Here is a 23,917-nt window from a genome sequence, read left to right on the forward strand (position 1 = left end):
CCCCGCGAAGACGCTCGGGTATACTTCGCCATCCTTTATAACAGCACCGGAAACTGCCCGAGATGCCGAACACCGCCGCCCCGCTCGACTTATTATTGCTGCCGACCTGGTTGGTGCCAGTCGAACCCGCCGGCGTGGTTCTCAAAGAGCATGGCCTGGGCATCCGTGACGGGCGTATTGCATTTATCGGCCCACGTGCCGCAGCCTTGAAACTCGAGGCCGGCGAGGTCCGCGAACTGCCGGGCATGCTGCTCAGCCCTGGCCTGATCAATGCGCACGGGCATGCGGCGATGACCCTGTTCCGCGGTCTGGCCGATGACTTGCCACTGATGACCTGGCTGGAACAGCACATCTGGCCGGCCGAAGCCAAGTGGGTCGATGAGGATTTTGTCCGCGACGGCACCGATCTGGCCATCGCCGAGCAGCTGAAAGGCGGTATCACCTGTTTCTCCGACATGTATTTCTTCCCGAAAGTTGCCAGCGAACGGGTGCATAACAGCGGTATTCGCGCGCAAATTGCCATTCCGGTCCTCGATTTCCCGATTCCCGGTGCCAGCGATGCCGATGAGGCCATCCGCCAGGGCGTCGCGTTGTTCAGCGATCTCAAGCACCATCCGCGCATCAAGATCGCCTTCGGCCCCCATGCCCCTTACACCGTTGGCGACGAGAACCTCGAGAAAATCCGGGTGATCGCCGAGGAACTGGACGTCTCGATTCATATGCACGTTCATGAAACCGCCTTTGAAGTGCAGCAATCCGTCGAGCAGCGCGGCGAGCGGCCACTGGCCCGCCTGGGGCGCCTGGGCTTGCTCGGGCCGCGTTTCCAGGCCGTGCACATGACGCAAATCAGCGATGAAGACCTGACTTTACTGGTAGAAAGTAACAGCAGCGTGATTCATTGCCCGGAATCGAACCTGAAACTGGCCAGCGGCTTCTGCCCGGTCGAGCGTTTGTGGCAGGCCGGGGTCAATGTGGCGGTCGGCACCGACGGCGCGGCCAGCAACAATGACCTCGACCTGCTTGGCGAAACCCGCACTGCCGCCCTGCTGGCCAAGGCCGTTGCCGGCTCGGCAACGGCCCTGGATGCCCATCGCGCCTTGCGCATGGCCACGCTCAATGGCGCCCGGGCGCTGGGGCTGGACGCCGAAATTGGCTCACTGGAAGTCGGCAAGGCCGCCGACCTGGTGGCCTTCGATCTCTCCGGTCTGGCGCAACAGCCGGTTTACGACCCGGTCTCGCAGCTTATCTATGCCACCGGCCGGGATTGCGTGAAGCACCTATGGGTCGCCGGCAAGCAATTGCTCGACGACCGGCGCCTGACCCGCCTGGACGAACAACAGCTCTGCGCCACGGCGACAGTCTGGGGCGAACGCATCAGCGGCCACTGCCAATAGACAGAAAACCTTGAGCCGCGGCTCAAGGCTGACCACAGCATTTATCAGCTTTAGAGGATGACCCCATGAGCAACGTCGACCACGCTGAAATCGCCAAATTCGAAGCCCTCGCCCATCGCTGGTGGGATCGTGAAAGCGAATTCAAACCGCTGCACGACATCAACCCGCTGCGGGTCAACTGGATTGACGAGCGAGTAAAACTGGCCGGCAAGAAGGTCCTCGACGTCGGTTGCGGCGGCGGCATCCTCAGCGAAGCCATGGCTCAACGCGGCGCGACCGTCATGGGCATCGACATGGGTGAAGCGCCGTTGGCGGTGGCCCAGTTGCATCAACTGGAGTCCGGCGTCAGCGTCGACTATCGGCAGATCACCGCCGAAGGCCTGGCCGAGGAAATGCCCGAGCAATTCGACGTGATCACCTGCCTGGAAATGCTCGAGCACGTACCGGACCCGTCTTCGGTGATCCGCGCCTGCTTCCGCATGGTCAAGCCCGGCGGCCAGGTGTTCTTCTCCACCATCAACCGCAATCCGAAGGCGTTTTTGTTCGCCATCGTCGGCGCCGAATACATCATGAAACTGCTGCCACGCGGCACCCATGACTTCAAGAAATTCATCCGTCCTTCCGAGCTCGGCGCCTGGAGCCGCTCGGCCGGGCTGTCGGTCAAGGACATCATCGGCTTGACCTACAACCCGCTGACCAAGCACTACAAGCTGGCGTCGGACGTTGACGTCAACTACATGATCCAGACCCTGCGAGAGGAATAAGCCCATGCGCATCAGAGCGGTTCTTTTTGACATGGATGGCACTCTGCTCGACACCGCACCGGACTTTATCGCCATCTGCCAGAGCATGCGGGCCGATCGCGGCCTGGCGCCGATTTCCGACAAGCACATCCGCGACGAGATCTCCGGTGGCGCCCGGGCCATGGTGGCAGTGACCTTCTCGATGGACCCGGAATCACCGGGCTTCGAGGACCTGCGCCTGGAGTTTCTGGAGCGCTACCTGAAAGACTGCGCCGTCCATAGCAAACTGTTCGACGGCATGGCCGAACTGCTGGCCGACATCGAAAAGGCCAAGCTGATCTGGGGCGTCGTGACCAACAAGCCGTTGCGTTTCGCCGAACCGATCATGCAACAACTGGGGTTGGCCGAGCGCTCGGCCTTGCTGATTTGCCCGGATCATGTGAAGAACAGCAAGCCTGATCCCGAGCCGCTGATCCTCGCCTGCAAGATGCTCGACCTGGATCCGGCCAGTGTGTTGTTCGTCGGCGACGACCTGCGCGATATCGAATCGGGCCGCGATGCCGGGACCCGAACCGCTGCCGTGACCTATGGCTATATTCATCCGGACGACAACCCGAGGCATTGGGGTGCGGATGTGGTGGTCGATCATCCGCTGGAGTTGCGCAAGGTGCTGGATGGTGCGTGTGGTTGTTGATTATTTCGAACGCTCAGGCTCCGCGCTGACAGCAAAAGATCGCAGGCTACGCCAGCTCCTACACCGATCGCGCGTACCCCTGTAGGAGCTGCCGAAGGCTGCGATCTTTTCGTGATCGCCTTGGCACTGTGCCTGTTTCTGATTTTTGTTGAGGTTTTTTATGTTTGATTACTCCGCTCGCCCTGAATTGCTCAAAGACCGGGTCATCCTGGTGACCGGCGCCGGCCGCGGCATTGGTGCCGCTGCCGCCAAGACCTTTGCCGCCCATGGCGCCACCGTGCTGCTGCTGGGCAAGACCGAAGCCAATCTGACCCAGGTCTACGATGAAATCGAAGCGGCCGGCCACCCACAGCCGGTGGTCATTCCGTTCAACCTGGAAACCGCGCTGCCCCATCAGTACGACGAATTGGCGGCGATGGTCGAAAACGAATTCGGGCACCTTGATGGTTTGCTGCACAACGCTTCGATCATTGGTCCGCGCACCCCCATCGAGCAGCTGTCCGGCGAGAACTTCATGCGAGTGATGCAAGTCAACGTCAACGCCATGTTCATGCTGACCAGCACCCTGCTACCGCTGCTCAAGCTGTCGCAGGATGCCTCGGTGGTGTTCACTTCAAGCAGTGTCGGACGCAAAGGCCGCGCCTACTGGGGCGCTTACGGGGTGTCGAAGTTTGCCACCGAAGGCCTGATGCAAACCCTGGCCGATGAACTGGACGCCGTCGCTCCGGTGCGTGCCAACAGCATCAACCCTGGCGCCACCCGCACCAGCATGCGCGCGCAGGCATACCCGGGAGAAAATCCGGACAACAATCCAGCCCCTGAAGAAATCATGCCGGTTTATCTGTATCTGATGGGCCCGGACAGCACCGGCATCAACGGCCAGGCTTTCGACGCACAGTAACACCTCCCTCTCCAGCGCCGCGACGGAATACCGTCGCGAGCAGCCTTTCTGTCAAAAATGCCGAAGCACCCATAAATCTGGGCAGCTTTGTTTTTCAACACCTTGAATTCAAAGGTTTTTGATTTAACTGAACCGAATGGCACGACTTTCGCTCTAACACTGCTCAGACACGCAAAGTGTTAGCGAAACGGGACTCGCCTGAACCGGGCTTATTCCGGTAGGTAAAGCAGACTAGATTCTAGTCACCTGTCCTACGGGACTGCACAGCCCGAAGCCGCTCTCACCCAGCCTGTAAGACAGCATTACGTGCTTAGGGGCTCACATCATATGAATTCACCTAGCCAGACCAACGCAATTGACTTCGATAGCACCAAATTGCAACGCCTGGGCTTTGGTCAGCCGTCTCCTCTCCTGCAGCGTCCCGTCAGCCTTGCGCAACTGCGCCAGCAACTCAGCCTGCAACTGCAAACCAGTCTTGAGCCACAGCGCATTCTCGGATTGTTTTTCCGCGAAATTAAGCGCCTTGTGCCACTGGATGCCTTGAACTACCAGCACCAGGCCAGCGACTTGCGCCTGGAGTTCGGCCAGGGTGGTCACCACTGCGTGAGCTACAACCTCAGCCACGAAGGCGAACACCTGGGCGAACTGCTGTTTCGGCGTAATCAACGCTTTAGCGAACAGGAGCGAGGCAACCTGGAAGGTCTGCTCTGCGCCCTGCTCTACCCGGTACGCAATGCCTTGCTGTACCGGGCAGCGACTCAAAGTGCGCTGCGCGACCCGTTGACGGACACCGGCAACCGCATCGCCATGGATCAGACGCTGCAGCGGGAAATAGACCTGTCTCGCCGACATCTGCAGCCGCTATCGCTGTTGATGCTGGATATCGACCACTTCAAGAAAATCAACGACAGCCACGGCCACCCCGCCGGCGACCAGGTGCTCAAGGCTGTAGCCGCCTCGATCAAGGGCCAGTTGCGCAATGTCGACATGGTGTTTCGATTCGGCGGTGAGGAGTTTCTGATCCTGCTCTCCAACACCGGTCGAGAACCTGCAGCGCTGGTGGGCGAACGCCTGCGCCATGCGGCACAGGCTCAGGATTATTGGGTGGATGACGCGTTTATCGAACTGACGGTTAGCCTCGGCTGCTCCACGCTATTACCCGCAGAGTCAGCCGAAAGCCTGTTGCGCCGAGCTGACAGCGCGTTGTACGTGGCAAAACGCCAAGGTCGCAATCAACTGGCGATGGCGGGCTGAAGATCAAAAGATCGCAGCCTGCGGCAGCTCCTACAGGAGAATGGCGGACACCCACGACATTGCAGGTGCATGCGGTCGGCGTAGGAGCTGGCGAAGCCTGCGATCTTTTCGGCGGACACCACCATCGCCAAGATCAAAAGATCGCAGCCTGCGGCAGCTCCTACGGGGGGATTGTCAGCTCTCGGCCATTACCATGTGCCCACGGGTTACCGAGGCCTTTTCCGAGTGCTCCATCTGTATGCACCGGTCCAGGAACAGGAACATATAGTCGTAACTCTTGCAGACTGCCTGCCGCAACTCGGTCTGCAGCGCCTGGCTTGGGTTCGTACCCGCCAGCGTGCAGATGATTTCCAGCGCTTCCCAGGGATGGGCATCATCATACTGGGCATGCATTTTCAGCCATTTCATCGCCCGTTTGCGGTCTTCCTCCGCAAACGCAGCCGCGTAGATGCCACTGGAGCAGACCAGTGCCGACCACTCGCCGGTCGCGCCCTCGATGGCATAGTTGGTCGCGGCAATCGCCACGATCAGCGAATCCGCCGAACTGGTATGCCAGCACCAATGGCTCAGGGCATGGAGCTCCGCGGGAACTTTTTGCCCCTGTAATTCTTCCAGGCTGATGCCGTGCGCACGGCTCCAGTGCACCCAGTAATCGGCGTGATTGAGTTCTACCCGAATGTTACGCATCAGCCAGCGGCGCGCCATGTCTTCGCCGGGGTGACGGGCAAAGCGGGTTTTGGTCAGGTTTTGCGCCATGTACAAGGCGAACTGTTCAACAACTGGCCAGCCACCGATCAGGTACTGACGTATGGTTTTTGCGCCAAGCTTGTTATCACGCATGCGTTGATACAGTTCGTGCTCCACCACCCGGCGTTTGCTTTCGCTGCAATCCTGGATCAGTTTCTGTGCCCAGGCGGGGTAACTTGCGGCTTCCATAAGCGGGCCGGTTCTGTTGAATGTGTCGATCACTGTCGAACTCCTTTTGATTGTGATTGTACTGATCGGCAAAAGATTTCAACGGAACGTGCCGGGCACCTTGAACAACAAGGGCTGTGATCGTGCAGGCCGACAATGCAGGCTGTCACAGGTAAACAATTGCGGGCGTTGGATAATGTACCCTTGAGCATAATCCACGCCGATTTCCAGCAAGGCCTGCTCAATCTGAGGGGTTTCAACAAACTCGGCAATGGTGCGCTTACCCATGACATGGCCGATGTGATTGATCACTTCGACCATAGCGCGGTTAATCGGGTCGTCCAGCATGTCCTTGACGAAACTTCCATCGATCTTCAGAAAGTCTACAGGCAAATGTTTCAGATAGGCGAATGAGGACATCCCGGCGCAGAAGTCATCCAGCGAAAAATGACAACCTAAGCTCTTGAGTTCATTGATAAATCTTATTGCGCTCGGCAAATTTGAAATGGCACTGGTTTCTGTGATCTCAAAACAAATCATCTCCGGCGGGATGGCGTAGGAAATGAACTGCTGACGCAGGAAGGCCAGAAAGTCATCATCTCCGATAGTAATACCTGACAGATTTATCGCACACATCGCCATTGGCCCTTCGCGCCCTTCGGCAATACCCTGGGCAATGATCTTGAATACGTTCTGTACCACCCACCGATCCAGCGACGTCATCAAGCCGTAACGCTCGGCGGCGGGAATAAAACTGTTGGGCAGAATCATCCGCCCGGATTCGTCATGCAGGCGCAGCAGTATTTCGATATGCCCGCCACCACGCTCGGTCTGACCCAGGGCAGCGATTTCCTGGGAATATAAACAGAAGCGGTTTTCCTCGAGCGCCATGTGCAGTCGCTGTATCCAGGCCATCTCACCAAAACGCAGGGACAGCTCCGAATCGTCGGCATGATAGACCTGCACCCGATTGCGCCCCTTCTCCTTGGCCATGTAGCAGGCCATGTCGGCGGCACGCAATGACGCTTCCAGGGAGGTGGGGGTTTGCGCGACGTGAGCCAGACCGATACTGATGGTGGTCACGAAAGGCCGGCCTTTCCACACGAAGTGGAGGTTCTGCACGGTTTGACGCAACACTTCGGCGATTTTCTCCGCGGCTTGCGGCGGGCAGTTTTCCAGCAGAATGCCAAATTCGTCGCCGCCCAACCGAGCCAGGGTGTCGCCTTCGCGCAGGCCCGATTGCAACAAGGCGCAGATATGCCGAAGCAACTCATCACCGGCAGCATGGCCGCAGGTGTCATTGACCAGCTTGAACTGATCAAGGTCGAGAAACATCAAGGAATGACGGCCCGTCTGGCGGGTCAGATTGTGCAGCGCCTGTTCGAGGCGGTATTCGAACTCGCGACGATTAGCCAGACCGGTCAGCGCATCGTGAGTCGCCTGCCATGAAAGGTTGGCAATATACTGCCGCTCCTGAGTCATGTCGTGCAGCACCAGCACTGTGCCACTGACCTTGCCCCCATTGCGGATCGGCGCGCCCACCAGCGTGACCGAGACCGTACTGCCATCCAGGCGCTGAATCAGCTTCGAATGTTCGCTGCCGCCACTGAGTTGACCGCTCAGAATCCGCTCGATAAGGGTAAAACCGTCAGCCTGGGCGTTCTCATCCAGAAGATTGAACAGTGCAGCCAGCGGCAGACCTGTGGCCTGCTCGGCTTTCCAGTGGGTCAGCTCTTCCGCCGCCGGGTTCATATAGGCGATCGCACCCTCCACATTGGTGGTGATGACCCCATCACCGATGGACTGCAGAGTGATTTGCGCGCGCTCTTTTTCCAGCTGCAAGGCGTCGGCAAATGCATGGCGTTGGGTCAGCAACTTATGTGTGCGCAGCAATGCCAGGGCGATCAGCACCAGTGCGGTGGCCAGATTGGTAATCAGCAGCAGCCGCAAAATGACCCGCGAGCCTTCGCCCAATGCATCACTAAAGGCCTTGGCGGCAGGCGTAACCCCCTCGTTGATGGCCAATATAAAGGCTTTCCAGCGCTGAACATCGCCTGCAGTGACCTGATCATTGGCGATCCGCTGGTGCATCTCGTTGGCGACAGCACCGAGTTGCACCAGATAGCTATCACCGACAGTCCAGCGATCGATGGCTTTTTCCAGGTAACTGAAATGACGAAAGTTCAAGTACAACCAGATCAGGCTGGAGACGTCGTCCGCATGGTTGCCCCCCTTGAGGATTGCCGCGCGGGCAGCATCCAGATCCGGAAGCTCACGATCCAGGGCGACTCGCAGGTCATGCCCGCCCTGCGGTACGGCAATGGCCTTCTGGTACTTGAGGAAAATCGCTTCGTCGCGATTGTCGGCATAGAGGTTGAGGTAATAGATAGCGTCTTTCTGGCCCTTGGACCACAGACTTTCACCTGCAACATAACCGCGCACCGCCGACAGCACGTACAAGCTGACGCCGCCCAGCAACGCCTGAAATAGCACAACGGCGATAAAGGGCCAGACGATGCCCAACAGCCGTGGTGTTCCGAGAGTCCGTTTTTGCTTCATGTCGTCCCTTGCATTAAGCACTGGTCAGATGAACACCCGAATGAGTTTTGCTCCTGACAGAACAGACTAGGCTAATTTTCGCTAGTTCGAACTGTTGGATGTGCGGTTGACCAGATTTAGTCACGAGCTGAACCTCAGCGGCTCAAGTGCAACCTTTCCCCAGTAAGTTCAAGCACTAAGCATAGAAATGCAAACAAAACTCAAGGTCGTTGCACCTGCTGCAAATGCCCATAAAGCTTGGCATACAGGCCGCCATCGGCAATCAGTTGCTGATGGTCGCCATCCTCGGCAATCTGCCCGCCATCGAACACCAGCACCCGATCAGCCTGTTTCACTGCTGACAAGCGGTGAGCAATGATCAAGGTTGTCCGGCCATTGAGGAAGCGCGCCAGCGCTTGATGCAGGTTGTACTCGGTTGCAGCGTCCAGCGCCGAGGTCGCTTCGTCGAGTATCACCACCTTGGGTTCGGCCAGGACCATTCGCGCAATGGCCAGCCGTTGACGCTGGCCGCCCGACAAGCGCACACCGGAGCGCCCGACGATGCTGTCCAGGCCTTGGGGCAAGGCTTTGATGGTGGCGTCCAGTTGAGCGATTTCCAGCGCCTGCCAGCAGGCCTCGTCACTGCGTGCGCGGCCCATGGTCAGGTTGGCCCGCACCGTATCGTTGAACAGCGCCGGGTGCTGCAGGACCACGGCAACGTTTTCGCGCACGGTTTCCAGACCGATCTCCTGCTGGGTCGAACCACCGAAACGGATGCTGCCCGCCTGAGGCGTGTACAGCCCCAGCAGCAGTTGCACCAGCGTGCTCTTGCCGCCGCCGCTGGCACCGACTATCGCAACTTTTTCGCCGGGAGCGATGGACAGGTCCATCTGGTCCAGCACCAGCTCGTCGCCGTAACCGAAACTCAAACCGCGAACCTCGATACCGACCGTCTCGCGCCCCTGGAACGGGTCGATGCCTCCAGGGTATTGCGGCTCGTCGGCACGCGACAGCAACTCGTTGATCCGGGTCAGTGCCCCGCCCGCAGCGTAATAGGCGTATTGCAGATTGAGCAGCTGCTCGACCGGACCGATCATGAACCAGAGGTAGCTGAACACCGCCAACATCTGGCCAATCGACAAGTCGGAAAACAGCACGGTGAGCATGGCCGCCGCGCGGAAGATGTCGATCCCGAACTGGAACAGCAAACCGCTGGCGCGGCTGGAAGCATCGCTCTTCCATTGCGAGTTCACCGCATAATTGCGAACTTCCTGCGCCCGCAACCCCAGCCGTCCGAGGAAATAGCCCTGGCGGTTGCCGGCGCGGACTTCCTGGATTGCATCGAGGGTTTCGGTGAGCGCCTGGGTAAACCGCGAAGTGCTGTCGTTCTCGAGTTTTTTCAGGTGTTTGACGCGCTTGCCCAGCTGCACCGTGGCGTAGATCACCAGCGGATTGAACAGCAGAATCAACAGCGCCAGCTGCCAGTGCATCCAGACCAGGATCCCGGCGGTGCCGACCAGCGTCAGCATGGCTACCAGAAAACGGCTGAGAGTTTCACCGACAAATTTATCGACGGTGTCCAGGTCAGTGACCAGATGAGTGGTTACGGTGCCGCTGCCCAGGCTTTCGTACTCCGCCAGAGAGATGCGTTTGAGTCGCTCGATCAGTCTGACGCGAACGCGGTAGACAATGTCTTTGGCCAGCCTGGCGAACAAGCGTGCCTGCAGCACGTTGAACAGCAGCGCGCCACAGCGTAGCGTCAGGGTGATCAACAGCATCAGGCCGATGTAGCCGGCTGCGCTTTGCCAGGCGTCGGGCAGTGCGTGGTTCATGATCTTCAGCGCAGCGTCGCCATGTCCCAGCAGCACTTCGTCCACCAGCAACGGCAAGAGCAAAGGAATCGGCACACTGCACAAGGTCGCCAGGACCGCGACCCCATTGGCAATCCACAGGGCCTTTTTATGGTGTAACGCCAAACGACGGATTTCCGCCCAGCTCAGCCGATCAACCCGCTTGGATTGCTCCACGCCATCGGGCTGATCATGCACAGGCGGCACGCTCCAGCCAGCGTCCAAGCAACGGCGACAGCTCGTTGAGTGGTTGATAGCCATTGGTCAGCAGCGCCAATTGGCCATTGCGCTCGGCGAGCAAAGTCGGGAAACCGGCGATTCCCAGGTCCTGCACCCAGGTGAAATCCGCGGCGGTCGCCGCATGCTGGTCGGCGCGATCGAAGGCTGCCGCGAACTCGATCCGCGGCAAGCCCGCCGCCTCGGCCAACTCCACCAGGACACTGGCGTGGGTGACGTCGCGGCCCTCGACATAAAAGGCCTGCTGAATCAGCTTGAGCAGTTTCCAGGCACAGTCCGGCGCCAGGCTGCGCGCCGTCACCAGTGCCCGGCAAGCCGGCTCGGTGTCATAGACAAAACCTTCGGGCAAAGCACCCTCGGTTTTGAATGGTTGGCCGGTGGCCTCGGTGACCGCCTGCCAATGTTCGAGGATGTAGCGCCGCGTAGTCGGCTCCAGGGCGGCCCCGCTGCCGGTCCTCAAGCCACCCACCACCAGATGCAACTCGACACCTGCCGCTTGCGCCTGCTCGACCAGGGCCTCGGCTACCGGAGCAAAGCCCCAGCACCAGGAACACATCGGGTCCATTACATAGAGCAGGCGTGCGGACATGGTTCAGGCCTCGGTGTTGGACTGGCGGTAGTTGAAGCCAATCGGATGTGGCTGGTTGCGGGCTTTCGCCAGCTCGATCTGCTTTTGCCGGTCGATCGCACTGCGCCGGGTTTTATCGCTCAGCTTATCCCAGCAATGCGGGCAACTGATGCCAGCCACATAGTGCTCGGAAGTGCGGTCTTCGACGCTGACAGGTGTACGACAGGCATGACACTGATCGTAGTCTCCTTCGCTGAGGTCGTGGCGCACAGTGACCCGGTTATCGAAGACAAAGCAGTCGCCGCGCCATTGGCTTTCTTCCTGCGGCACTTCTTCGAGGTATTTCAGAATGCCGCCCTTGAGGTGGTACACCTCGTCGAAACCCTGGCTGAGCATGTAGCTCGAGGCCTTTTCGCAACGGATGCCGCCGGTGCAGAACATCGCGACTTTCTTGTGTCGAGCCGGATCGAAGTTGGCTTTTATGTAGTCCGGAAATTCGCGAAAACTGGTGGTTTTCGGGTCGACGGCGCCTTCGAAGGTGCCGATCGAGACTTCATAATCGTTGCGGGTATCGATCAACAATACTTCCGGATCGGTGATCAGCGCGTTCCAGTTCTGCGGATCGACATAGGTGCCGACCTGCTTGTTCGGGTCGACTCCGTCAACGCCGAGGGTGACGATTTCTTTCTTGAGCTTGACCTTGGTCCGATAGAACGGCTGATCTTCGCAATACGACTCCTTGTGATCGATGTCGTCCATGCGCGGATCGTTCTTCAACCAGGCCATGAGCCCGTCAATGCCTTCACGGCTACCGGAAACGGTGCCGTTGATGCCCTCTTCAGCGATCAACAACGTGCCTTTGATGCCGTTATCGACCATCGCCTGCAACAGTGGCTCGCGCAGGGCAACGTAATCTTCAAGGGTGACGAACTTATACAGTGCCGCCACGACGATGTTTTGTGTCATGGGTAATCTCCAGGTGGCTACCCTCGCAAAGGGTGAACCGGATGCAAAAAAAACGCGCCGGCTAACTCACGTTAGTGGCGCGTTGCGGATTCTAGCAAAAACAGCTGCGGTTGGCTGTAGATCGTCAAGATCGCAGCCTTCGGCAGCTCCTACAAAAGCTCGTCCTGCGCAACCCCGTAGGAGCTGCCGAAGGTTCGGGCCGCGTTCGGACGATCTTTTTTCGGTCTCGCAGGCTGCGATCTTTTAAGGTTTGCTCCCGCCGGCGCAGGTCGGCGATGCCGGGGCCGCGCCGATCTTCGCCCATTCTTCAGGCGTGTAGGTATGCAGCGCCAACGCATGGAACTCAGCCATCAAGTCGCCCAGCGTGGCATATACCTTCTGGTGCCGCTTGACGCTATTGAGCCCGGCAAACTGTTCACTGACCAGCACTGCCTTGAAGTGGGTTTGCAGCCCACGACTGTGCATATGGCTTTCATCCAGTACTTGCAGATGCTCGGGCTGCAATGCGCTCAGCGCCGCTTCGATACGTTGTTGCATGGTCATTCCCGGCTCCGCTTAAGGCTTTTTCTTGGCCGGTGCTGCTGCGCCTTTTGGCTCAAGCTCGGCAGTCATGTCAGCCAACAGCTTGTTGACTACAGGTACCGCGCTTTCCAGCTTGGCCTGAGTCATCTGGGCCGATTGCTGGGTCAGCTGCGGCATTTTTTCCAGAACTTTTTTGCCCAACGGCGATTTGTAGAACGCTACCAGGTCCTTGAGCTCGGTTTCGCTGAAGTTGCTGGTGTAGAGCTTGACCATGTCAGGTTTGAGCTTGTTCCAGCCAATAGCCTGGTCCAGAGCTGCGTTAGCCTTGGCCTGGTAGGTTTCCAGCAGGGCTTTTTTCGACTCAGGGGCTTTGGTTTGTTCAAAGCGCTGGGCGAACATTTGCTGCACTTGCATGTACACCGGGGTACCGAGCTTGTCGGCGTGTGCCAGAGTCAGAAAGGCTTCGGCACTGGCATTGTGGCTGGCGGTATCGGCAAGAGCCTGGCCGCTGGCGCAAACCAGAACAACCGCGGTACAGATGGCACGAAGACGAGTCATCAAGTTTCCTTTTCTAGCTGGCGAGGTAAAACCCCAAGGGCGACCATTCTGCACCTAAAAAACGCTGTCACTCAACCCCAAGCCTTACCAGGCCTGATTTGCAGGGTCCGAACGGTAGAAAAATCGACCGATGGAACCCTGACGACGGATCGCGGCCTAAACTGGCGAATCAGACCAACCGGAGTGTGACCGATGAGCCGTATCGAAACCGACAGCCTGGGCCAGGTTGAAGTCCCGGATGAAGCCTACTGGGGCGCTCAGACACAACGCTCGCTGATCAACTTCGCCATTGGCAACGAGCGCATGCCGATTGCGGTGCTGCACGCCCTGGCACTGATCAAGAAAGCCGCTGCGCGGGTCAACGACCGCAACGGTGACGTGCCCGCCGACATCGCCCGGCTGATCGAACAAGCCGCTGACGAAGTGCTCGACGGCGAGCACGATGAGCAGTTCCCGCTGGTGGTCTGGCAGACCGGGAGCGGCACCCAGAGCAACATGAACGTCAACGAAGTGATCGCCGGACGCGCCAACGAACTGGCCGGCAATCCGCGCGGCGGCAAGATTCCGGTGCACCCCAACGATCATGTGAACCGCTCGCAGAGTTCCAACGACTGCTTCCCGACCGCCATGCACATCGCCGCCGCCCAAGCGGTGCAGCACCATCTGTTGCCAGCGATCAACGAATTGTCCGGCGGGCTGGCGGAGCTGGCTGCGCGGCACATGAAGCTGGTCAAGACCGGCCGTACTCACATGATGGACGCGACGCCGATCACCTTTGGCCAGGAACTCTCGGCGTATATCGCGCAACTGGACTACGCCGAACGGGCAATTCGCAGCGCCCTGCCAGCGGTCTGCGAACTGGCCCAGGGCGGTACCGCCGTGGGCACCGGGCTCAACTCGCCCCATGGCTTTGGTGAAGCGATCGCCGCCGAACTGGCGGCCCTCTCCGGCCTGCCATTTGTCACCGCGCCGAACAAGTTCGCGGCGCTGGCCGGCCATGAGCCGTTGACCACCCTCTCCGGCGCGCTGAAAACCCTCGCCGTGGCCTTGATGAAGATCGCCAATGACCTGCGTTTGCTCGGTTCTGGCCCCAGAGCCGGTTTTGCAGAGGTGAAACTGCCGGCCAACGAACCCGGCAGTTCGATCATGCCTGGCAAGGTCAATCCGACCCAGTGCGAAGCGCTGTCGATGCTCGCCTGCCAGGTGCTGGGCAACGATGTGGCCATCGGCTTTGCTGCCAGTCAGGGGCATCTGCAACTAAACGTGTTCAAACCGGTGATCATCCACAACCTGCTGCAATCGATTCGATTGCTGGGCGATGGCTGCAGCAACTTCCAGCAGCATTGCATCGCCGGGCTGGAACCTGACCCGGTGCAAATGGCCGCACACCTGGAGCGTGGCTTGATGCTGGTGACGGCGCTGAACCCGCACATCGGCTACGACAAGTCGGCGGAAATCGCCAAGAAAGCCTATGCCGAAGGCCTGACCCTGCGCGAAGCCGCGCTGCAACTGGGGTACCTGACCGATGAAGAGTTCGATGCCTGGGTCAGGCCGGAAAATATGCTGGAGGGCGGGAAGCAGGGGTGAGTGAATGATGCCAGTCAGCAACTCGACTCTTGAGTTTGGTGATATTTGTGGCGAGGGGGCTTGCCCCCGCTCGGCTGCGAAGCAGTCGTAAAACCAGAGAATGCGGTGTGTCTGGCATAACGGGATTGCCAATTACAGGGCTGCTTCGCAGCCCAACGGGGGCAAGCCCCCTCGCCACAGTAAGCCCGCTCGCCATAGGGTTCTGCGCCAACCGTGGGGAAATGGGATTGCCCTTTCGGCTTTCTCAAACCCGCGAAGCAAACAACGCCTGATGCTGACGGCACTGTTCGGCGCTGAGCATGAACACGCCATGCCCGCCGCGTTCGAATTCGAGCCAGGCGAAGTCCACTTCCGGGTACAGCGCTTCGACGTGCACCTGGCTGTTGCCGACTTCGACGATCAGCAAACCTTTTTCGGTCAGGTGATCCGCCGCTTCGCTGAGCATGCGGCGCACCAGGTTCAAGCCGTCCTCACCGCAGGCCAGGCCCAACTCGGGCTCATGCTGATACTCGTCCGGCATGTCGGCGAAATCTTCGGCATCGACGTACGGCGGGTTGGAAACGATCAGATCGAAGCGTTGGCCGGGCAGGCCATCGAAACCATCCCCCTGAACGGTGTAGACCCGCTCGTCGACAGCGTGACGCTCGATGTTCTGGTTGGCGACTTCCAGGGCTTCGAACGAGAGGTCGGCCAGTACCACTTCGGCGTTCTGGAACTCATAAGCGCAAGCGATACCAATGCAACCGGAACCGGTACACAGGTCAAGAATGCGCGCCGGTTCGGTGCCTAACCAGGGTTCAAAATGTTTTTCGATCAGCTCGCCGATCGGTGAACGGGGGATCAGCACTCGTTCGTCAACGATGAACGACATGCCGCAAAACCACGCCTCACCCAACAGGTAAGCGGTAGGGATGCGCTCCTCGATACGACGCTTGAGCAGGCGCTGCAGATTGACCAGTTCGTCCTCTTCCAGGCGGCAGTCCAGGTAGCTGTCGGCAATTTCCCAAGGCAGGTGCAACGCCCCGAGCACCAATTGACGGGCGTCGTCCCAGGCGTTGTCAGCCCCATGGCCGAAAAACAGATCCTCCCCATGAAAACGGCTGACGGCCCAACGGATGTGGTCGCGCAAGGTGCGCAGGCGGGAAGTGATCACGGGGCAAACTCCTGAAAAAACGACTAACGATTCTAACAGCCAAAACGCCCCCCGACGACGTATGAAAAACGCTCAACAAATGTAGGAACTATCCATTTTTCAAGCTATTACTTGAACAGAACCGCCCTCTTGACAAGGCTGTAGGCCAGCAACCACACAGCCTACGTTGGTAGCGATTCACAGAAACCCTCAGCCAGAGGACAATGGCGCAAAAGCCCTACCCAAAGGAGCCCCAGAATGTCCGTTCCAAAGACGATGTTTCAACTCAGCGGCCGTGGTTATGCACCGGCCAATTTGAGCCATGCCAGCCTGGTCATTATCGATGCCCAGAAGGAGTACCTCAGTGGCCCTCTGGCCCTGACCGGCATGGATGCTGCCGTCGAAAACATCAAGCAACTGGTCGCCGCCGCCCGCAATGCCGGTCGGCCGATCGTGCATGTGCATCACCTCGGCACCGTGGGCGGCATGTTCGATCCTCAGGGTGCACGCGGTGAGTTCATTCCGGGCCTGGAACCGCAAGGTGACGAGACCATTGTCGGCAAGCTGCTGCCCAGTGCCTTCCATGGCACGGAGTTGGAAAAACGTCTGCAGGACCTCGGCTCGCTGGACTTGATCGTCTGCGGTTTCATGAGCCATTCAAGTGTCAGCACCACGGTACGCGCGGCGAAGAACCTCGGCTTTCGCTGCACCCTGGTGGAAGATGCGTGTGCGACCCGCGACCTGCCATACAAAGGCGGCATCCTGAGCGCAGAGCATGTCCAGCAGACCGAAATGGCGATCATGGCGGACAACTTCGCCACCCTCGCGCTGACCAAAGACCTGATCTGATCGACCCTCGGTGAGCGGCCGATCCCGCCGCTCATCCGCAAAGGCCGCTCATTCTCTACAATTGTCTTTAGCCTCAGGAACCACCCAGTCATCTCCCGGTCGAAGGGCCGATACCCATTGAGGAAGATCGGAATGAAGATATCCGATGGATTTGACGCTCGCCGCTTGCGCCCCAAGGGTCCAAGTAACTGGCGTTATCGGCTGGGCGCAGCTTTTTCGGCATTACTGGCAACGTGCGGCGTGTTGTTGGCAATGGCCGGTGCCGCCAGCCTGTTGGGCCGCCCGCCGGCGCTCGGCGAACTGAATGCCAGCCCTGCCGGCTCGGCGGTGATTCTGGCGATCGGCCTGTTGCTGCTGTATGTCGGCATCTGGTTCTGGCGTCGCTGCCGTCGCCGTCGGCGCCTGTCCCACGGGCTGAACATTGCGCCGCACCTGATGAAAAAAAATGACTGAGTGTTGGGCTGCAGCGTTTTGGCATGCCCGATCCGTCTCGACTTGGGTAAACTAGCCGCCCTTCGCGGAGGCTGACATGCAAGACGACGATTTTTCCCTGTTCAAAAGCGAGATCCGCGGCGTCAAGCCGATCAAACATGATCGCGCCGAGACGGGCAAACCCAAGGCCGACCGCGCGCAGATCGCCAAATTGCGCCAGGCGGCGACCGTGCGCACCGATGCGACCACCGTTGATGGCCTGTCCGATCAATTTGTCATCGATGTCGGTCCGGAAGACGAGTTGATGTGGGCGCGTGACGGCGTTCAGGAAAGCCAGATGCGCAAGCTGAAGGTCGGCCAGATTCCTTTTGAAGGCAGCCTCGACCTGCACGGCATGAACGTGGAAAAGGCCCGCGAAACCCTCTGGGCCTTTCTGGCTGAAGCAACCAAATTCGAAATCCGCTGCGTGCGCGTCACCCACGGCAAGGCTGTGCGGCTGGACGGCAAACGGCCAATGATCAAGAGTCACGTCAATACCTGGTTGCGCCAGCACCCACAGGTGCTCGGCTTCACCTCGTGCCAGGCTAAACATGGCGGTGCCGGTGCGGTGTACGTGATACTCAAACGCACCATGATGGAAGGTCGCGACGAGTAACCCGTCTCGCCAGACTTGCAGCGCCGTGTCCGCCACCGTACCCTTGCCCTTTGCGTAAAATCCCACAGGTAGTTTCATGTCCCTGGAACAGAATTACACCGCGATCCTCGGCCAGCTTGGCGAAGACCCCCTGCGCGAAGGCCTGCTCGACACGCCGAAACGTGCCGCCAAAGCCATGCAGTACCTTTGCCGCGGTTATGAGCAAACCCTCGAAGAAGTCACCAACGGTGCCTTGTTCAGCTCCGATAACAGCGAAATGGTACTGGTCAAGGACATCGAGCTTTACTCGCTGTGCGAACACCACTTGCTGCCGTTCATCGGCAAGGCGCATGTCGCCTATATCCCTAGCGGCAAGGTACTGGGCCTGTCGAAGGTCGCGCGGATCGTCGATATGTACGCCCGCCGCCTGCAGATCCAGGAAAACCTCAGCCGGCAGATCGCCGAAGCGGTCCAGGAAGTGACCGGCGCCCTGGGCGTTGCGGTGGTGATCGAAGCCAAACACATGTGCATGATGATGCGCGGTGTGGAGAAACAGAATTCGTCGATGATCACTTCGGTGATGCTCGGTGAGTTCCGCGAAAACGCGGCGACCCGCAGCGAGTTTCTCAGCCTGATCAAGTAACACCGTAGCTGAAGAAAACCGGCGTTTATCGCCGGTTTTTTTTCGCCCGCAGAAAATCAGGTAAGCTGCGCGCCCCTCTTCACCTTCCATGAGGCTTACACCGTGTTCGTCAAAGCGCTTCGAGTCGGCCTGGGCCAACTCATCATCTTCATCGACTTCCTCACCCGCCCGCGCAAACAGCAGCGTCCTGTCGCCGCCCAGGCTCAGGTCGAGCAGGCTGCCAGGGACCTGACCCTGTATCAATTCCACGCCTGCCCGTTCTGCGTGAAGACTCGCCGCACCCTGCGTCGCTTGAATGTGCCGGTGGCCCTGCGCGATGCGAAAAACAACCAGCAGGATCGCCAGACCCTGCTGGAGCAAGGGGGCAAGATCAAAGTGCCATGCCTGCGCATCGAAGAGAACGGCCAGACCACCTGGATGTATGAGTCCAAAGTGATTATTGATTATCTGGATAAGCGGTTTGCGGCGGCCTGATAGGGCTGTGTTGTTCTTGCTGGCCTCATCGCCAGCAGGCTCGCTCCCTGTAGCAGCTGCCGAGCAGCGCGAGGCTGCGTTCGGCTGCGAAGCAGTCGTAAACCCTGCGTCCACGGGTTGTCTGAAATACCGCAGTGCTTGATTTTACGACTGCTTCGCAGCCGAACGCAGCCTCGCAGGGCTCGGCAGCTGCTACACGAGCCAAACGCAGCCTCGCAGGCTCGGCAGCTGCTACGGGATCGACCTACTTCCTCCCCCATATATCCTTCCTTTCATCCTTTTCGCACACAATATCAAAAACATTATTTGCTTTTTTTGTATACAAAAGCATAATTCGTTTCGTGCGAGTTCCTGACCTAACGGTCAACAAAAGCCCGCAAGCCTTACATGCCTCAAAGAGCCGCTGCCACCCTCATGGGTCCGGTTCTGGAAAAAACAATAAAACTCTTGAGGAGTACTCGCTGTGGAAAGCCGCAAAACCGAAGCCCCTACGCTGGATCTCTCGCCGCCGTTGAACAGCGGCTGGCTTGAACGTCTGTTCAAACTCAGTTTGCACGGCACCACGGTGAAGACCGAGCTGATTGCCGGTCTGACAACCTTCATCACCATGGCCTACATCATCTTCGTCAACCCGAACATCATGGCGGACGCCGGGATCGACCATGGCGCTGCCTTTGTCGCGACCTGTATCGCCGCGGCGCTGGGTTGCCTGTTGATGGGCCTGTATGCCAACTGGCCGGTCGGCCTGGCACCCGGCATGGGCTTGAACGCGTTCTTCACCTACACCGTAGTCGGCACCATGGGCTACAACTGGGAAACTGCCCTCGGTGCGGTGTTTATTTCCGGCGTGTTGTTCATGTTCCTGACCTTTTCACGGATTCGCGAGTGGCTGCTCAACAGCATTCCGGTGAGCTTGCGTTACGCCATGGGCGCAGGGGTCGGGTTGTTCCTCGGTCTCATCGGCCTGAAAACCGCCGGGATCGTCGTCGACAGTCCCGCCACCCTGATCAAGCTCGGTTCCCTGCGCGAACCTGGCCCGCTGCTCGCGGCCGTCTGCTTCCTGATGATTGCCGTGCTCAGTTATCACCGGGTGTTCGGCGCGATCCTGATCAGCATCATCGCCGTGACCCTGGCAGGCTGGGGTCTGGGCCTGGTGCACTACAGCGGCCTGATGTCGGCACCGCCAAGCCTGGCGCCGACCTGGATGGCCATGGACATCGCCGGCGTGTTCAACGTCAGCATGATCAGCGTGGTGCTGGCGTTCCTCTTTGTCCACATGTTTGATACCGCCGGTACCCTGATGGGAGTCGCGCAACGGGCCGGCCTGGTAAACGCTGACGGCAAGATCGAAAACCTGTCCCGCGCACTGAAAGCCGACAGCGCTTCCAGCGTCTTCGGCGCCGTGGTTGGCGTACCTCCGGTCACCAGCTATGTAGAAAGTGCGGCCGGTGTCGCCGCCGGTGGCCGAACCGGCCTGACAGCGGTCACGGTCGGCGTACTGTTCATTGCCGCGATGTTTTTCGCCCCACTGGCTGGCATGATTCCCGCTTATGCAACGGCCGGCGCACTGATTTATGTGGCAATGCTGATGATGGGCGGCATGAAGCACATTGAATGGGATGATGCCACTGACAGCATTCCGGCAATCGTTACAGCGATCATGATGCCGCTGACCTTCTCGGTCGCCGACGGGATCGCGCTGGGCTTCATCACCTACGTGGCACTGAAGGCCGGCACCGGCAAGCACAAGGAAATTTCCATCAGCCTGTGGGTACTCTGTGCGATCTTTATCGCCAAGTTCATTTTCTTGTAAGCGACACCACTACACCCAGCCTCACCCCGTCGGGTGGGGCTTTTGCACAGATGGAGGAAAGAGATGAGTCTGGAAACCTGGCTACTGTTCAGCGGCGCGGCGCTGGTAGTGATCCTGATCCCGGGGCCACTGTCGTTATTGATGATCAGCAACAGTTTGAACTACGGGGTGCGCCGTTCTTATCCGGCTTTTCTGGGCGGGGTGGTTGCCTCGATCTGCCTGCTGAGCGCCTCGGCATTGGGTCTGGGCGCCTTGTTGCTGGCCTCGGAACAGCTGTTCAGCGCGCTGAAGATCGTCGGTGCGCTGTACCTGTTCTACCTCGCCTGGCAGAGCTGGCAGCAATCGCGGCAACCGGCTCACGCCACTGAAGTTCCGCAGGTCGCACGGGTGCCGCGCTTTCGCGCACTGTTCGGGCGCGCCTTTGTGCTGGGTGCGAGCAATCCGAAGGACATTCTGTTTTTCGCCGCGTTTTTGCCGCAGTTTCTCAGCGCCGCGCAGCCGTTCCTGCCGCAATTGCTGATCATGATCGTCACCTGGACCGTGCTTGATCTGCTGTGCAAGCTGACCTACGGCCTCGGTGCCCATGGCGCGGCGCGGTATCTGTGCAGCGGCAAGGGCCAGAGCTGGTTCAACCGGATCAGTGCCGGGTTGTTCAGTGGCGCGGGGGCGGCCTCTCTGCTGAGCCGGTAAGGTAAAGCAAGATCAAAAGATCGCAGCCTGCGGCAGCTCCTACAAAGGTTGCATGCACCTGATCAATCGCGGGCGTGCGCGGTCGGCGTTGTGTACACCCAATCAATCGCGGGCGCGCGCGGTCGGCGTTTTGTACACCCGATCAATCGCGGGCGTGCGCGGTCGGCGTAGGAGCTGGCGCAGCCTGCGATCTTTTGATCTTTCCCATAGACGAAAAAAAGCCCGCAGTGTGAGCGGGCGAAAGACCAAAGAAGCTTTTGCGCAGATTCGTGGGAGAGTTTAGCTTCCTCTGTAGGTCGAATAGCTGTAAGGCGAAATCAGCAGCGGCACGTGATAGTGATCCTGCTCGGCCGAGATACCGAAGCGCAGCACCACCACATCGAGAAAGGCCGGCTCCGGCAGCTGTACGCCACGGCCGCGGTAGTAGTCGCCGGCATGGAACTGCAGTTGATAGACCCCGGATCGGTAGTCATCACCTTGCAGCAGCGGGGCATCGCAGCGGCCATCGCTGTTGGTCAGCGCGCTGGCGACCCATTCCAGCTGCGAGCCTTCAACCCGGTACAGCTCAACCTTGATCGAGCTGCCAGGGCAACCGTGTGCGGCATCCAAAACGTGTGTAGTCAAACGTCCCATTGATTCTGCGCGCCTGGCTGCGATCAAGCAGTCAGGCCGCGCGCCTCCCGGAGTCAGTTAAAAAGGAGACCGCACCGTTTCGGAGCACGAAAAGGCACGGCGAGGGATTTATTAAGACACTTTTCAAAAAAATTGTACACAATAAAAATCACATTCTCTCCTTACGCCTTACCGATCCCGGATTGCCGGTGAATTTGCAGCCGCGCCTTGAGAATAGCCAGTCTTCCATCTATAAGCTGACTAGATAGGCAGGTTTCTTGCAATACCAGCCCAAGAAGACAATCGATGAAAATTGTGAAAATTCAGGCTTACAAAGTGACAATAAAGTTGTATACAATCACTCCATCACTGTGACGCCAGCCTGCATCACCACCATCAGGCCGCCACGCAACCCTTGTCATGAACAAGACACCACGAACAAGAAGGAAGACTGCAGTGAGCGCTGACTACCCACGCGACCTGATCGGTTACGGCAGTAACCCTCCTCACCCACACTGGCCGGGCAATGCCCGCATCGCCCTGTCCTTCGTGCTCAATTACGAAGAAGGTGGCGAGCGCAACATCCTGCACGGCGATAAAGAGTCGGAAGCCTTCCTCTCGGAAATGGTCTCGGCGCAGCCGCTGCAGGGCGAACGCAACATGAGCATGGAGTCGCTGTACGAGTATGGCAGCCGAGCCGGCGTGTGGCGGGTCCTCAAGCTGTTCAAGGAATTCGACATCCCGCTGACCATCTTCGCCGTGGCCATGGCCGCCCAGCGCCATCCGGACGTGATCCGGGCGATGGTCGAGGCCGGCCACGAGATCTGCAGCCACGGCTATCGCTGGATCGACTACCAGTACATGGACGAGGCCGAGGAACGCGAGCACATGCTCGAAGCGATCCGCATCCTCACCGAAATCAGCGGCGAGCGTCCGCTGGGCTGGTACACCGGTCGCACCGGGCCGAACACCCGTCGGCTGGTGATGGAAGAAGGTGGTTTCCTCTATGACTGCGACACCTATGACGACGACCTGCCCTACTGGGAACCGAACAACCCGACCGGCAAGCCGCATCTGGTGATCCCCTACACCCTGGACACCAACGACATGCGCTTCACCCAGGTCCAGGGTTTCAACACCGGCGACGATTTCTTCCAGTACCTCAAAGACGCCTTCGACGTGCTCTACGCCGAAGGTGCCGAGGCGCCGAAGATGCTTTCCATCGGCCTGCACTGCCGGTTGATCGGCCGTCCGGCGCGTCTGGCCGCTCTGAAACGCTTTATCGAATACGCTAAAAGTCACGAACAGGTCTGGTTCAGCCGTCGGGTCGACATCGCCCGCCACTGGCATGAAACCCACCCGTACCAAGGGACTGCGAAATGAGCCAGTTCCAAACCCTGAAGCCATCGACCCTGGGTCGTGAGGCCTTCGTCGAAGCCTTCGCCGATATCTACGAACATTCGCCATGGGTGGCCGAAAAGGCTTATGACCTGGGCCAGGACGCGTCAATCGAGCAGATCGAAACCCTGCACCAGCGCATGAGCGACATCCTGTTGAGTGCCGATTACGCCAGCCAGCTGGCACTGATCAACGCTCACCCGGACCTGGCAGGCAAAGCCGCCGTCCAGGGCCAGCTTACCGCAGCCAGCACTCAAGAACAGTCTGGCGCGGGTATTCACCAATGCACGGCCGAAGAGTTCCAGCGCTTCACCGAGCTGAACGAGGCCTACAAAGCCAAGTTCGCGTTTCCCTTCATCATGGCGGTAAAAGGCAGCGACCGGCATCAGATCCTCGCAGCGTTCGAAACGCGCATCCACAACTCGGCAGACGCCGAATTCAAATGCGCGCTGGCGCAGATTAACAAGATCGCGTTGTTCCGATTACTGACCCTATAGCGACCAGGCCTCGTGA

General features: G+C 59.1%; 24 protein-coding genes. 15 read left to right on the forward strand and 9 right to left on the reverse strand.

The features are described from left to right. The first annotated feature begins 62 nt into the window (after positions 1-62). The 5 genes from F8N21_RS00365 to F8N21_RS00385 all read left to right on the forward strand — a co-directional run bounded on the left by F8N21_RS00365 (position 63) and on the right by F8N21_RS00385 (position 4,986). Positions 63-1,394, forward strand: a complete 1,332-nt coding sequence (locus F8N21_RS00365; protein WP_150640207.1) for a TRZ/ATZ family hydrolase — start codon at positions 63-65, stop codon at positions 1,392-1,394. A gap of 65 nt (positions 1,395-1,459) precedes the next feature. Continuing rightward, on the forward strand, positions 1,460-2,158 hold the full coding sequence (gene ubiG / locus F8N21_RS00370; RefSeq protein WP_150640208.1) for a bifunctional 2-polyprenyl-6-hydroxyphenol methylase/3-demethylubiquinol 3-O-methyltransferase UbiG: 699 nt from the start codon (positions 1,460-1,462) through the stop codon (positions 2,156-2,158). A 4-nt stretch (positions 2,159-2,162) separates the two neighbouring features. Further along, positions 2,163-2,831, forward strand: a complete 669-nt coding sequence (gene mupP, locus F8N21_RS00375; protein ID WP_150640209.1) for an N-acetylmuramic acid 6-phosphate phosphatase MupP — start codon at positions 2,163-2,165, stop codon at positions 2,829-2,831. A gap of 160 nt (positions 2,832-2,991) precedes the next feature. Beyond that, positions 2,992-3,732 (forward strand): YciK family oxidoreductase, encoded by a 741-nt coding sequence (locus F8N21_RS00380; RefSeq protein WP_150640210.1) that lies wholly within the window; start codon positions 2,992-2,994, stop codon positions 3,730-3,732. A gap of 327 nt (positions 3,733-4,059) precedes the next feature. Then, the gene (locus F8N21_RS00385) at positions 4,060-4,986 is read left to right on the forward strand and encodes a GGDEF domain-containing protein (protein ID WP_150640211.1); all 927 of its coding nucleotides are present in this window, start codon (positions 4,060-4,062) and stop codon (positions 4,984-4,986) included. 174 nt (positions 4,987-5,160) lie between these two features. Here the strand turns inward: F8N21_RS00385 and F8N21_RS00390 are convergent, their stop codons facing one another. The 7 genes from F8N21_RS00390 to F8N21_RS00420 all read right to left on the reverse strand — a co-directional run bounded on the left by F8N21_RS00390 (position 5,161) and on the right by F8N21_RS00420 (position 13,140). Continuing rightward, entirely contained in the window at positions 5,161-5,922 is a 762-nt protein-coding gene (locus tag F8N21_RS00390) for a TenA family transcriptional regulator (RefSeq protein ID WP_412071616.1), read from the reverse strand. Positions 5,923-6,000: 78 nt separating this feature from the next. Then, positions 6,001-8,460, reverse strand: a complete 2,460-nt coding sequence (locus tag F8N21_RS00395; RefSeq protein WP_150640213.1) for an EAL domain-containing protein — start codon at positions 8,458-8,460, stop codon at positions 6,001-6,003. A gap of 200 nt (positions 8,461-8,660) precedes the next feature. Next, positions 8,661-10,487, reverse strand: a complete 1,827-nt coding sequence (locus F8N21_RS00400) for an ABC transporter ATP-binding protein (RefSeq protein WP_150640214.1) — start codon at positions 10,485-10,487, stop codon at positions 8,661-8,663. Next, positions 10,480-11,082 (reverse strand): DsbA family protein, encoded by a 603-nt coding sequence (locus F8N21_RS00405; RefSeq protein WP_191624151.1) that lies wholly within the window; start codon positions 11,080-11,082, stop codon positions 10,480-10,482. Before F8N21_RS00405 ends, F8N21_RS00400 begins: the two co-directional genes overlap by 8 nt. Before the next feature lie 36 nt (positions 11,083-11,118). Further along, entirely contained in the window at positions 11,119-12,060 is a 942-nt protein-coding gene (locus F8N21_RS00410) for a rhodanese-related sulfurtransferase (protein WP_150640216.1), read from the reverse strand. Positions 12,061-12,303: 243 nt separating this feature from the next. Beyond that, positions 12,304-12,603, reverse strand: a complete 300-nt coding sequence (locus F8N21_RS00415) for a BolA family protein (RefSeq protein WP_150640217.1) — start codon at positions 12,601-12,603, stop codon at positions 12,304-12,306. A gap of 12 nt (positions 12,604-12,615) precedes the next feature. Beyond that, positions 12,616-13,140: a DUF2059 domain-containing protein gene (locus F8N21_RS00420; RefSeq protein WP_150640218.1), complete on the reverse strand. Its 525-nt coding sequence runs from the start codon at positions 13,138-13,140 to the stop codon at positions 12,616-12,618. A gap of 192 nt (positions 13,141-13,332) precedes the next feature. On the opposite strand from F8N21_RS00420, the gene F8N21_RS00425 reads away from it, so the two are divergent. Continuing rightward, the gene (locus F8N21_RS00425) at positions 13,333-14,727 is read left to right on the forward strand and encodes a class II fumarate hydratase (RefSeq protein WP_150640219.1); all 1,395 of its coding nucleotides are present in this window, start codon (positions 13,333-13,335) and stop codon (positions 14,725-14,727) included. A 244-nt stretch (positions 14,728-14,971) separates the two neighbouring features. Here F8N21_RS00425 and prmB read toward each other — a convergent pair whose 3' ends face one another. Beyond that, positions 14,972-15,880, reverse strand: a complete 909-nt coding sequence (gene prmB, locus F8N21_RS00430) for a 50S ribosomal protein L3 N(5)-glutamine methyltransferase (protein WP_150640220.1) — start codon at positions 15,878-15,880, stop codon at positions 14,972-14,974. Between the two features lie 237 nt (positions 15,881-16,117). Here prmB and F8N21_RS00435 point away from each other — a divergent pair, with 237 nt between their 5' ends. From F8N21_RS00435 to F8N21_RS00465, 7 genes are all read left to right on the forward strand, one after another. Beyond that, on the forward strand, positions 16,118-16,708 hold the full coding sequence (locus F8N21_RS00435) for a cysteine hydrolase family protein (RefSeq protein WP_150640221.1): 591 nt from the start codon (positions 16,118-16,120) through the stop codon (positions 16,706-16,708). A gap of 132 nt (positions 16,709-16,840) precedes the next feature. Beyond that, positions 16,841-17,161 carry a hypothetical protein gene (locus F8N21_RS00440; protein ID WP_150640222.1) on the forward strand — a complete coding sequence of 107 codons (321 nt, stop codon included), beginning with the start codon at positions 16,841-16,843 and terminating at the stop codon, positions 17,159-17,161. 76 nt (positions 17,162-17,237) lie between these two features. Next, entirely contained in the window at positions 17,238-17,795 is a 558-nt protein-coding gene (locus F8N21_RS00445) for a Smr/MutS family protein (protein ID WP_150640223.1), read from the forward strand. A 76-nt stretch (positions 17,796-17,871) separates the two neighbouring features. Next, positions 17,872-18,417, forward strand: a complete 546-nt coding sequence (gene folE / locus F8N21_RS00450) for a GTP cyclohydrolase I FolE (RefSeq protein WP_150640224.1) — start codon at positions 17,872-17,874, stop codon at positions 18,415-18,417. A gap of 102 nt (positions 18,418-18,519) precedes the next feature. Continuing rightward, positions 18,520-18,891: a glutathione S-transferase N-terminal domain-containing protein gene (locus tag F8N21_RS00455; RefSeq protein ID WP_150640225.1), complete on the forward strand. Its 372-nt coding sequence runs from the start codon at positions 18,520-18,522 to the stop codon at positions 18,889-18,891. Positions 18,892-19,354: 463 nt separating this feature from the next. Continuing rightward, positions 19,355-20,704 (forward strand): NCS2 family permease, encoded by a 1,350-nt coding sequence (locus F8N21_RS00460; RefSeq protein ID WP_150640226.1) that lies wholly within the window; start codon positions 19,355-19,357, stop codon positions 20,702-20,704. Between the two features lie 63 nt (positions 20,705-20,767). Continuing rightward, entirely contained in the window at positions 20,768-21,394 is a 627-nt protein-coding gene (locus tag F8N21_RS00465; RefSeq protein ID WP_150640227.1) for a LysE family translocator, read from the forward strand. Between the two features lie 279 nt (positions 21,395-21,673). Here the strand turns inward: F8N21_RS00465 and uraH are convergent, their stop codons facing one another. Next, positions 21,674-22,027 carry a hydroxyisourate hydrolase gene (gene uraH / locus F8N21_RS00470; protein WP_150640228.1) on the reverse strand — a complete coding sequence of 118 codons (354 nt, stop codon included), beginning with the start codon at positions 22,025-22,027 and terminating at the stop codon, positions 21,674-21,676. Between the two features lie 435 nt (positions 22,028-22,462). On the opposite strand from uraH, the gene puuE reads away from it, so the two are divergent. Then, entirely contained in the window at positions 22,463-23,389 is a 927-nt protein-coding gene (gene puuE, locus F8N21_RS00475; RefSeq protein ID WP_150640229.1) for an allantoinase PuuE, read from the forward strand. Beyond that, the gene (uraD, locus tag F8N21_RS00480; protein WP_150640230.1) at positions 23,386-23,901 is read left to right on the forward strand and encodes a 2-oxo-4-hydroxy-4-carboxy-5-ureidoimidazoline decarboxylase; all 516 of its coding nucleotides are present in this window, start codon (positions 23,386-23,388) and stop codon (positions 23,899-23,901) included. The genes puuE and uraD overlap by 4 nt, the downstream gene beginning before the upstream one ends. Positions 23,902-23,917: the final 16 nt, after the last annotated feature.

Source organism: Pseudomonas fluorescens, assembly GCF_902497895.1.
GTDB classification, from domain to species: Bacteria; Pseudomonadota; Gammaproteobacteria; order Pseudomonadales; family Pseudomonadaceae; genus Aquipseudomonas; species Aquipseudomonas fluorescens_BP.